This is a genomic window from Methanohalophilus sp. DAL1 (genome assembly GCF_001683555.1).
In the GTDB taxonomy this organism is placed as follows: domain Archaea; phylum Halobacteriota; class Methanosarcinia; order Methanosarcinales; family Methanosarcinaceae; genus Methanohalophilus; species Methanohalophilus euhalobius.
Map to the genome: position 1 here is coordinate 23,221 of NZ_MAFX01000017.1, position 10,428 is coordinate 33,648.

Here is a 10,428-nt window from a genome sequence, read left to right on the forward strand (position 1 = left end):
TTTAAATCTATCTACAATTCCCCTTTACATATAATCAATAAACTTGTTTTGATATAGCAAAAAAATAAAACGGGTCATCCTCCCGATTCGTTCTTTCCCTCGGGCACATAAACCACCCGGCCATCTGCCAGCTGGTAGGCCGTACCCAGCGCCTCACCTGTCCCGCCTCCGATCTGTTCGGTCATGTTCAGTACTTCGATTTCCTGTCCCTCTTTGGTAATAATCTTCATGTCTTCTTGCCCCGGATTCTTGACAATGGTTACATCATCCGTGGGAGACAGCAGTTCCGGCAGCTGGACGGACATCACCAGAGCCACCAGCAGGGCCACGGAGAAAACCATGGCTATATCGAATAGGTTGGCCACGCCTGTCAAGGGATTCTCTTCATCTCCTTCATAAAGCAAACCGCTTCGCCTGTATTTGCGTTTTCTCACGCTTCATCCTCCATACAATCCAGAAGATAGTTAATATCTGCCATATCCTGCCAGTACCATCTTTTACGTACCACGGTCAGGACATATCCGACGATTCCGGCAAACAGACCGAGTACCGTTGTCGCAAAAGCCACCATCAGATTATGTGCAAGTTGTAAGATGTTGCCTTCTGCAAGACCTATCAAAGCCGGACCGAGGGGGATAAGAGTTCCCATCAAACCCAACATCGGGGAAACCGTGGAAAGGATCTTGGTATACTCGAGGTTCTTGGTCATCCTGACTTCATACTCCTCGGAAAGCCAGTCGATAGATGTGGCAGCACTGCTGCCAAGATGGGCAGCAGCATCCCGGGCAAATGACATTACAAGGGAATTTTGCTTTAGTTCTCCCAGATGTGAAGCAGCAGAATCAAAATCGGAGGATTTCACGGAATCCTGCACCCTTTTCCCCACATCCTCAAGCTGAGTGACATTGCGATGTCTCTTTGAATACTCGGAAATGAATTCGCCGATCAGGGCCAGAGATGATACAACTGCTAACAAAAGCAGTATAATAACAGGATACAATAGTGACGAAGAAACTGTATACATTATCTGGAATAAAGAAGAATCTATTGCCATTTTTTATTATCACTCCTTAAATTAATGCTGGGTTTTGATACGATTAAGTGCAAAACCCATCGAGATAAGAATTGCAAAGCCGATGAATGGAATAATATCAAAATCCGGACCGCTGAAATCAGGCAGACCCATCTGTTTTGCGTGCATGTAGGCAGGGGCAATTACTGCACCCATCAGATAGAACAGGCCCAAGAACGTCATGGCATTGCCAAGGGTTGTTGGATCCTTTTTAAGCCTCCTGACAACCAGGGAAGAAGAAATGATGGAAGCAAAAAAGATGACACCGACCCCAAGTCCCAGAAGCGCACTGCTGATCTCAACGGTATTGGAAAGCAGCATGATTGACATAAAAAGGGCAGCAAGGCATACCGGACAGGGCAGGGAGATCACAAGGAAAGTCTTATGGGATACATCCACCCCGCAATTCCACTTTTTAGAAGTGTATATACCCACACCCAGAAGCAAAAGAGCCATGACAACGTGCAGCCCCATCCCAATCTGGGAAGCATTCAGCAGATAGGATATATCGATATAATTCAGAATTATACCTATAATAATGGATAACACAAAATACATCCCTGCAATGCCAAGCAACTGCCTGCGATCGATCGTCGAACATCCACATCCCAATCCGGCCTTAACTGCAAATACGGCTATTGCCAGAAGGATCCCTACAACCGTTAAATATACTGCACTCATTGATATACAACCACCATTATGTCGGACAAATGAAACTTACTCCAAGTTTCTATTATACCGTGTACAACCCAATAATTAATTCACCTGACCTGTTTACAAATCAAATACACTTGCTATATCGAATATATCCATATCATATAAAGGAAAGTTTTAGAATAACATGTGTAACCCATTTGGGTAACATAGATTGGAAAAAGAAACTGGTCTTGAGGCAATTAATATAAAAATGGATTATCAAGGACGTATTGAAACAGAAATCCCAACAATATGTCCAAAAGACTAATATACAACACAATATCAAATGCAGCGTCTAATGAAAGAACTCATATGCCCTAAATGTGGCAATCCTACTCACAATCTTTATGAAAATGTGTGCAAGAACTGTTTTTTAAAGCAGTTTAAACTTGCCGAATTAGACCCGGTCATAAGCACCCAGATCTGTGCCAGATGTGGCTCCAAGTACGAAAGGGGGCAGTGGACAGATACAAAACACGATACAAATACAGTACTTGAGAAAGTTGAAAGCGAACTGTTGCTTCATGAAAATGCAGACATAATTGAACTTGGATTTGAACCTCAAAAACTGACTCCCTACCAGTATATTGTTAATATTTACATTCAGGCAGAAATCTACGGCATGCCTCTGGAAGAAAAACTTACAACTGAGGTCCGTGTCCAGCGCAGTGTCTGTGATGCATGCAGCAGGATAGCTGCCGGTTACTATGAAGGAATCATCCAGCTTAGGGCAAGTAACAGGAATCCTACAGATGAAGAAAAGAAAAAATGTGACCACCTGGTCCGCGATACCCTGAGCAGGATGGAGAAAAAAGGGGACAGACTGGCTTTTATTTCAAACATGTCTTCATCAAAGGAAGGGACAGATTACTATATTGGCTCATCCGGAGCCTGCAGGCAGATCTGTAAAATTATAACATCCAAACTTGGAGGAGAACATCAGGAATCCCCGTCCCTGTTCAGCCAGCGAGATGGTAAGGAGCTCTATCGAGTATCATATGCCGTACGCCTGCCAAAATATGTTCCCGGAAATATTCTCTATTTTAATAATCAGGTATTGCAAATAAAAAATTGTGATAAAAAAGCCAAATGTATAGACCTGCAAACCGGCAAGAAAGTTATTGCATCCATAGAAGATATCGAAAAGGCCGAATTCCTGGGTGTATACAATGATTCAATACTGGCTGTGCTGGTGGCAATTGAAGACAATGCCATAATGGTCCTTGATCCCACAAACTACCAGACAGTGACCCTCAAAAAACCCTTTTTCCTGACTGCCAGAGAGGGAGAGGAAATTCCGGTACTTAAAACCGAATATGGAATAATACCCATCCCCGAAGAGATAGAAGCATGAAAAATATCCTGATAATCGGGTACAGCAGCAGGAATATTGCCTGTTCTGCCATGGATGCAGGATATAATGTATATGCAATTGATGCTTTTTGTGACCGGGATCTGGAATATAATACCTGCAAATGCCATGCTTTGATGGAAGAAGACATCCATAAAGTGGATCGGGAAGAAATTGTCCGGATAATGGATAATTTCGAAACGGATTTTGACGGAGTAGTCCTGGGTTCGGGGTTTGAAAATCTTGAGAGGGAAATCTTTGACTGCCCAGTCCTGAATAATTCTGTGAGACAAATGAGAACTGTATCGGATAAAAAATGTTTTGCAGAAGAATTACAAAAACTTGGGATCCCCCATCCTGAAACCCACGTAGCTACTAATCCGCCTCAAATAAACACCCCTATGATACTCAAACCAGCAATCGGGGGCGGAGGAATTTTCAATAAAATAGTAACCAGTGCAGATGAACTGGAATATCAGATTGACAATATATGCAAAGCCGGAAATTTCAAACCGGATGAACTTATTCTGCAGGAATTCGTACACGGCACTGCAGCAAGTGTTTCCATGATAAGTGATGGAAAACAGGCTACTACAATTGCTGTTAATGAGCAACTTATTGGAATTGCCTGGCTTACTAACATGCCGTTTGCCTATTGTGGAAATATCACTCCCATGCAGACAGCCCATGAAAAGGAAATGATTGAAATCTGCAAAAAATTATGTAAACACTTCGAACTGAAAGGCTCCAATGGAATGGATTTCATAATTACAGAGAAGGGGCCATTGATACTGGAAATAAATGCCAGGTTCCAGGGAAGCCTGGATAGTGTGGAAATTGCAACAGGAATCAATCTGTTTCAGGCTCATGTAGATGCATTTAAGGGGATGTTGCCAGAAAAACCGAAATACCAGCGGTGGGGTGGGAGAACTATACTGTATGCTTCTGAAAAACCGGTTACTGTCCGCAAACAAATATCTGAAGTCTTTGGAAGGGGGCGTTTTGCAGACATCCCGAAATCCGGATATGAGGCATTCCCGGATGAGCCGGTTGTTTCTATACTGGCAGAGGGTAATTCCAGAAGCGATGTAATTGGATATATGAAAGAACAGGCGAAAATGCTGCATAAGATAATGTAATGCAACCCCATAACTATAAATAGCATGAAAGGTAGAAAGCGTAAACTCTACTTATTACTAATTCCTTTCCATGAGGCGATCAATTGATAGATTTAAATGACCCTGTAGTACGAGGATACCTGATACAGCTGCTTGGAGAAGAAGGAATCACAATGATTGAGAATATGCCCGAAGGTGAAGTCACCGACGAGGAAATAGCAGAAGCTACGGGTGTGTTATTGAATATTGTTCGAAGAAACCTATTCATAATGAACGAGAATAAACTTGCTGTATGTCGCCGGGAAAGGGATTCAAGCAGCGGCTGGTTGACATACCTCTGGCAACTTGACATGGATGACATAGATACCCAGCTGACAAAAGAGAAGAAAAAACTCGTTAAGAACCTTCAGGCACGTCTGGATTTTGAAGAGGATAACGTATTTTATGTCTGCCCGGAAGGATGCATAAGGATTCTGTTCAACAATGCAGCTGAGTGCCATTTTCTTTGTCCGGTATGTGGTGAAGACCTGACCTTCCAGGAAAATACGGAAATGGTTGAGACACTAAAAGAAAGACTTACTGCCCTGCAGGAAAGTTGAGCAATGATCTCTTACAGGGATGCAATACTGCTACTCAAAAACGAAGGGTGTTCTGAAAAAGTAATCCAGCACTGCATTGAAGTATCAAGGGCATCCGAAGAGATTGCAGAAAGGCTTCAAAGAAGGGGCTACGATGTTGATATAGAACTCGTCAGAATCGGCGGGCTTTTACATGATATCGGAAGAGGTACCACACACGGCATTATGCATGCAGATGCTGGTAGCCGGCGTGCTACTGAACTGGGCCTTGACGAAAAACTAATAGATATTATAAGGAACCATATTGGTGCAGGTATCCCTAAAGATGAAGCAAAAGAAATGGGACTTCCACCACAGGATTATATGCCCCTCTCCATGGAAGAGAAAATAGTTGCTCATGCGGATAACCTTGTGAAAGGAACAAAACGCATATCCACAGAGGAGCGCATCAACCTTATGAAGAAAAAAGGTATCGGGAAAAAGGCCATCGAAAGAGTTCGTGCCCTTGCAGAAGAACTTGGAATTTGGCAACTTTAAATTTTATGGGATGCAGGAAAGCAATGATCTTATCTGGAAACTCTGCAACACTTTCTCCTGATCATAACTAAATCCATAAGAGAAGATATCTCTTTTGCCCTCTCAAACCTTTCACCTGGCATCTTTGCAAGCACAGTTTTTAGTTTAGCATTCCCAACATCAATACCCATACCCAGTATAAATTCAACGCCATATCTTGACGTAGTGTCACCAACAGAAAGAACACTATCCAGTGTATCATGATCCATAAGACATATAGATTTCAGTCCCACTTCAGAAGCTTCCTTAACCAGTCCGTCAGGTGAAAGTGTACCCCTCGGAATAGAAAGAATGTGTATGCATGTCAATAATCTTATTTTGCCCCTTATAGAATCAAATATACCCGGACCTCAGATAAACTCATAATCCATATATAATTTATGCCAGAATTGTATATATAAGACGTTTAATATATACTTAATATTCATTGGCTTTGTAGAAATACTCATGAGAATACAAATGTAACCACATAGTATAGATTTTCTACAAAGCCAATTTTTTAGAAACTCATAAATAGTGTTTAAACCGAATTATACTGCTGCATAAGGGAAATACAACGAAGGTATTTGATTATGGCAATGTCGAAAAAAGATATAGACAGAAAAAAAGGTGCAAAGAGAGAAAAACTGGCAAAACTGGAAGAATTAGCAGCCAGCGGCAACAAAGATGCCAAAAAGAAACTTGCCAAGGAAAAAAGGAAAGGAAAATAACTTCCTTTCACTTTTTTGACGTATGATTATTAATTTACAATCCATCCTTCAAAGAGTTTGCCGCCGTGCTTATACTCCCGAGCCCGGAAGTATATTGCGTTATACGTAGAGCTTATATGACTTCTTTTTTTGTTGCTCCTTTATTCATTGCCCCTATTACAAGGCCCTGTACCCCATTGATCGCACCGGCAGCGGCACCAAGGGACCTTGCAATGAGAAATTTGTATTTCATCGGGACGCTGCCATCTGAAAGTGCTGTCTGACGGGTGTTCTCCAGCAGAGCGAAGAATTCCGGGTCTGCACTTTTTTATTACTTCAAGTGGTTTTTCGGAAATTTTGTAGATATCTCCATAGTATTCACATGTAGTTTCACTTATGCTACCTGACTCATCCTTGCTGTTGGATTCGAATATTTTTACGTAAAGACTTCAGTATCACAATACCGGCATAGCTTTGAGTTTGCAGAAATCATTCACCTATAAGCTTTCGTGTAATCTCTGCCACATGCCGACCCTGGAAACGTGCAATTCCAAGCTCATTCTCGCTCGGATGCCTAGTATCAGGCCCGTTGCCCGCAATAGTTGAAGCTCCATAAGGACTGCCACCTGATATTTCATCAAGGGTTGTTTGTCTTACCTCTGAATAAGGAACACCCACAATCACCATCCCGTGATGCAGTAAAGTTGTGTGGAAGCTGAGTATGGTCGATTCCTGACCCCCATGCTGGGTAGCACTGGATGTGAAGACACTGCCAACTTTACCGATAAGTGCACCTTGCGCCCAGATACTGCCAGTGCTGTCAAGGAATGTTCGCATCTGGGCAGTCATCATCCCATAGCGAGTCGGAGTCCCGAAGATGATAGCATCAGCTTCCACAAGATTGTCTATACTTACAACAGGTATATGCCCGAAACTCTTTTTGGACACTAACGCCCCCATTTTCTCCAGAATCTCAGGACTAAGAGTCTCCGCTACCTGATAAATTCCGACTTCCGCACCTTCTACTTCCCGGGCACCCTCGGCAATTGCTTCCGCAATCCTGTAAACGTGCCCGTAGAGACTGTAAAATACAATGTTTATTTTCATTGTCCCCACTACCTTGGCTTCTATTTCCATAACAATATGTAACCTATGGTAGATTCATTTTAAATGACAAATAAGTTTTGGTTCTGTTAATATTTTCATAAGAGAACAAATGTAACCACTGATTTCACAGAGGAAATTTTAAGTGTTTTCTCCTTTCCTTATTCCATGAAGCCACAATTTTCCTGTATTTTGCCACAATCAGTCCTCCTATATACCAAACACTCAATACAATACAACAATGAATGAGGGGGTCTGTAGAAAACCTTCCCTTTAAATTCCACTAGTACATTATCATTTTTATAAGAAGTCCCCAATGTGATTGTGGCTATAAAAAGCACAATGGAGATGAATGTGTTTTGTTACAGATTGAGAACTGGAACTCCCATTAAATCTGTGACTTTATGGTATGCGGTCGAGAAATGAGAAATGAATTTGCTGAAGACATCTATCATTACAGAAAGCTGGTAGAGACGATGTTTTCTGTTTTAAAAAGGAGATATGGGGAAGAACTGAAGGCAACAAAATACAGAAATCAGGTGAAAGTGGTCAAGTTCAAATTATTAAGTTATAATAGAGACAGGACAACTTCTATTTCAGTAATTATTCAAATGAGGAATTATACTTTTTTAATATCTTCGACCATCAGGTCATAATCATCAAAGCCTTTTTCCACGACTACAATTACACAAATCAGGACACCCAGCACAGTAGTTACAAAAATCGCTACCATTATGGTTATCTGGTATTTGATAGCCAGTATGGGATCCACTCCCCCCAATATCTGACCGGTCATCATGCCCGGCAGGAATACTATACCCATAGTTGCCATGTTGGCAAGAGTTGGTTTGAGAGAAGATAGCATACTCCTTTGCATGTAGGGAAACAAAGCTTCTTTCCTGGATGCACCAACACAAAGCCTGTACAGGTAACGTTGCTCATTGTTCTTTACATCTTGATAAAAATCGTTCAATGCAACAATATTTGCACGCAATGAGTTGCCCATAAGCATACCTGCAATGGGTATGAGGTAGCGAGCCTCAAAGATATCATCAAGTTTTATGATAAAACCGGTAAAATAAAACAGAACCAGTATGTTTGCAATGGAAAAAAGGATTAACATTGTGGGAAGAAAAGGTCCTGTCTTGAAATCCGTTCCTTCGAGTATGGTATATGTTGCAAAGAACAGCATTACAAATACCCATAAAACGTTAATAAGCGGGTTATTAATATCAAAAACTACGGTAAGCAGAAGCCCTGTCAGGAATAACTGGAAAGACATCCGCGATACGATAATGACACTTTTCTTTATGATACCCAATTTGAAATAATAACTTACCATAAAGGGAAGAATAAGCAACAAGGCGCAGAATATAAATCCGGAGGGTCCAATATTTTGAATTAAGTTAATTTCTGCCATCTATGCACCTCATTTGTTTGGAATATCCACAACACGCAAACCTTCTCTTTCCCACTGGGGATCGTGTGAAATGACAACTACCGTTAATGAAGGGTCATTGACAAAATAGTCAACCACCTTTGATTTTAATGAAGAATCGAGGGAAGAAGTGGGTTCATCAAGCAAAAATACATTTCTTTCCAGAAGTAGAGACAAAATGAGTATAATACGTTGTTTTTCCCCTCCAGAGAGAGATTTGAATTCTTTTTTGAGAATGGAATCATCAAGTTCAAACCATTCAAGCAATCTTTGGATTTTTTCAAAATCCGGAGTAAACCCAACGGCATTATAGGAGAATATAGTGTCAAAGAACTCATTTACACTATCTCTTCCAACATCAACATCCTGGGGAACATAGGCTATTTTTGTACGCACAACAGAAACAGAATTACCATTAACCGGCAAATCCTTAAAATAAACATCCCCCTTTGAAGGGCGCATCAATCCCAGCAAACACAAAAAAAGGGTGGATTTACCGGTCCCGGATTTCCCCCGGATTAGAACTTTTTCACCTTCTTTAATTATAAGGTTGAAATTCTCCAGAACCTTCTGATGCGAATGAATAATGCTAAGGTCCCTGTATTCGATAATATTTTTATCCATATACACCAACACATTCCCATATAGTAGAAAGTAGAAACGTAAACACCATATTTATGGTTTGTTGCACATAAAATATATATTCATGATCGGCATATACATAATCAACCACAAATAAGTAATTGGCTCTGTATATGCTTATTCTTGAGTGTGTTGAAAAAACATACAACTTGCACATTACCAATTTCTATCCAGTATGGCATGTAGCCAATTCAAATTTCATGTGAAGGAAGTATCTTATTAAAATAAATAGTTCCTTGCCAGAAGGTAAACAGAAGCGGATAAAAATCCACTTCTGCCTCCCTGGCCTTTTGATATGACCAATAGAAACCCGGGTCCATTAGCCGATTAGGGGGAAAATATTTTACATCAGTCCTGAAAACCAGAAATAGAACCGCTGCATTGTCCCCGTTTTTCTTTGCCAGTATAAGTTCATCAAGGTGACGTTTGCCCCTTATTGTAGGAGCATCGGGAAAAAGGGCTACTTCATCCCTAACAAGGGTACACCCTTTAATCTCTACCCAGATACGTTTGTCCCCTTTGAAAACAAGAAAATCCAGTCTGCTGTCACCAAGTTTTTGCTCAGGCAAAATTGAATCCACCCGTCCCAGCGGACTAATGTCAGGACACGATAATACCCACTCAGCAATCTTGCGATGATATGCAGAATTTACAAGTATCCATTCAGCATCCTTTTTTGCAGCAATGAGGTCCCATTTTGTTTTACGATGGGGATTTGTCGCCTTTTTCAGTAGTAACCCGTTTCCCCTGTAAAGCAGATCAACCAGCCTTCCGGGGTCATGAACATGGACAGCCACATTTTGCTTACCAGATGACAGAATATCTACAATCGCAACAAATCGGTTGGGACGGCTAATGAAGACGGCTTCAGCATCCCATCCAATATGCATTACCCGTTTTTCTGATTCAGCCATATACATACCAATAATCTGACATCCTTTTAATCATGAGCCAGCAGTCCACCGAGAACTGCTCCAATAATACCAATTATGCCGGTATGCAACATAATCAGGACGAACATGCCTGCACCCAGTCCTGTAACAATTGCCATCAAACCCGGTATATTGTGAAAAAGGGAACCCACAAAGCCTGCCAGAATAAAACCGGGAATCACCATCAATATGAACATTAATGTGCCTACTAAGAAGCCATCCCGTGCAGAAC

14 protein-coding genes and 2 pseudogenes are annotated in these 10,428 nt (G+C 41.3%); 6 read left to right on the top strand and 10 right to left on the bottom strand.

The genetic code is table 11. The features are described 5' to 3' along the window. Window positions 1-74 precede the first annotated feature (74 nt). From A9957_RS04630 to A9957_RS04640, 3 genes are read right to left on the bottom strand one after another with little or no spacing between them, the layout of a single operon-like run. Complete coding sequence (locus tag A9957_RS04630) at window positions 75-434, bottom strand: DUF2149 domain-containing protein (protein WP_105460143.1); 360 nt, start codon at window positions 432-434, stop codon at window positions 75-77. Then, window positions 431-1,054 (bottom strand): MotA/TolQ/ExbB proton channel family protein, encoded by a 624-nt coding sequence (locus A9957_RS04635; RefSeq protein WP_105460142.1) that lies wholly within the window; start codon window positions 1,052-1,054, stop codon window positions 431-433. The genes A9957_RS04630 and A9957_RS04635 overlap by 4 nt, the downstream gene beginning before the upstream one ends. Window positions 1,055-1,075: 21 nt before the next feature. After that, window positions 1,076-1,753: a DUF2162 domain-containing protein gene (locus A9957_RS04640; protein ID WP_292343325.1), complete on the bottom strand. Its 678-nt coding sequence runs from the start codon at window positions 1,751-1,753 to the stop codon at window positions 1,076-1,078. Between the two features lie 313 nt (window positions 1,754-2,066). On the opposite strand from A9957_RS04640, the gene A9957_RS04645 reads away from it, so the two are divergent. The 4 genes from A9957_RS04645 to A9957_RS04660 all read left to right on the top strand — a co-directional run bounded on the left by A9957_RS04645 (window position 2,067) and on the right by A9957_RS04660 (window position 5,352). Further along, entirely contained in the window at window positions 2,067-3,122 is a 1,056-nt protein-coding gene (locus A9957_RS04645; RefSeq protein ID WP_164909053.1) for a 60S ribosomal export protein NMD3, read from the top strand. Then, window positions 3,119-4,258 (top strand): ATP-grasp domain-containing protein, encoded by a 1,140-nt coding sequence (locus tag A9957_RS04650; protein ID WP_292343326.1) that lies wholly within the window; start codon window positions 3,119-3,121, stop codon window positions 4,256-4,258. The genes A9957_RS04645 and A9957_RS04650 overlap by 4 nt, the downstream gene beginning before the upstream one ends. Window positions 4,259-4,341: 83 nt before the next feature. Further along, the gene (locus A9957_RS04655) at window positions 4,342-4,836 is read left to right on the top strand and encodes a transcription factor (RefSeq protein WP_096711642.1); all 495 of its coding nucleotides are present in this window, start codon (window positions 4,342-4,344) and stop codon (window positions 4,834-4,836) included. A gap of 3 nt (window positions 4,837-4,839) precedes the next feature. After that, entirely contained in the window at window positions 4,840-5,352 is a 513-nt protein-coding gene (locus A9957_RS04660) for a TIGR00295 family protein (RefSeq protein ID WP_096711643.1), read from the top strand. Window positions 5,353-5,381: 29 nt separating this feature from the next. Here A9957_RS04660 and A9957_RS04665 read toward each other — a convergent pair whose 3' ends face one another. Next, on the bottom strand, window positions 5,382-5,699 hold the full coding sequence (locus A9957_RS04665; protein ID WP_096711644.1) for a PHP domain-containing protein: 318 nt from the start codon (window positions 5,697-5,699) through the stop codon (window positions 5,382-5,384). Window positions 5,700-5,963: 264 nt separating this feature from the next. Here A9957_RS04665 and A9957_RS04670 point away from each other — a divergent pair, with 264 nt between their 5' ends. Further along, complete coding sequence (locus A9957_RS04670; protein ID WP_164909054.1) at window positions 5,964-6,101, top strand: hypothetical protein; 138 nt, start codon at window positions 5,964-5,966, stop codon at window positions 6,099-6,101. A 112-nt stretch (window positions 6,102-6,213) separates the two neighbouring features. On the opposite strand, the gene A9957_RS04675 is transcribed toward A9957_RS04670, so the two are convergent. Then, a complete protein-coding gene (locus A9957_RS04675) occupies window positions 6,214-6,381 on the bottom strand; it encodes a hypothetical protein (protein WP_375363017.1) in 168 nt (55 codons plus the stop codon). Window positions 6,382-6,569: 188 nt separating this feature from the next. Further along, window positions 6,570-7,187: an NAD(P)H:quinone oxidoreductase gene (gene wrbA, locus A9957_RS04680; protein ID WP_105460215.1), complete on the bottom strand. Its 618-nt coding sequence runs from the start codon at window positions 7,185-7,187 to the stop codon at window positions 6,570-6,572. A gap of 413 nt (window positions 7,188-7,600) precedes the next feature. On the opposite strand from wrbA, the pseudogene A9957_RS04685 reads away from it, so the two are divergent. After that, a pseudogene (locus A9957_RS04685) lies at window positions 7,601-7,840 on the top strand (IS5/IS1182 family transposase); the annotation flags it as partial. Here the strand turns inward: A9957_RS04685 and A9957_RS04690 are convergent. The 4 genes and pseudogenes from A9957_RS04690 to A9957_RS04705 form a co-directional block, all read right to left on the bottom strand. Beyond that, complete coding sequence (locus tag A9957_RS04690) at window positions 7,804-8,604, bottom strand: ABC transporter permease (RefSeq protein ID WP_292343327.1); 801 nt, start codon at window positions 8,602-8,604, stop codon at window positions 7,804-7,806. The pseudogene A9957_RS04685 and the gene A9957_RS04690 sit on opposite strands and share 37 nt — an antisense overlap. A gap of 9 nt (window positions 8,605-8,613) precedes the next feature. After that, window positions 8,614-9,246, bottom strand: coding sequence for an ATP-binding cassette domain-containing protein (locus A9957_RS04695; RefSeq protein WP_292343328.1), 633 nt, complete (start codon window positions 9,244-9,246; stop codon window positions 8,614-8,616). A 209-nt stretch (window positions 9,247-9,455) separates the two neighbouring features. Next, window positions 9,456-10,178, bottom strand: a complete 723-nt coding sequence (sfsA, locus tag A9957_RS04700) for a DNA/RNA nuclease SfsA (protein ID WP_292343329.1) — start codon at window positions 10,176-10,178, stop codon at window positions 9,456-9,458. 26 nt (window positions 10,179-10,204) lie between these two features. Then, window positions 10,205-10,428: pseudogene (locus tag A9957_RS04705) on the bottom strand (hypothetical protein); the annotation flags it as partial.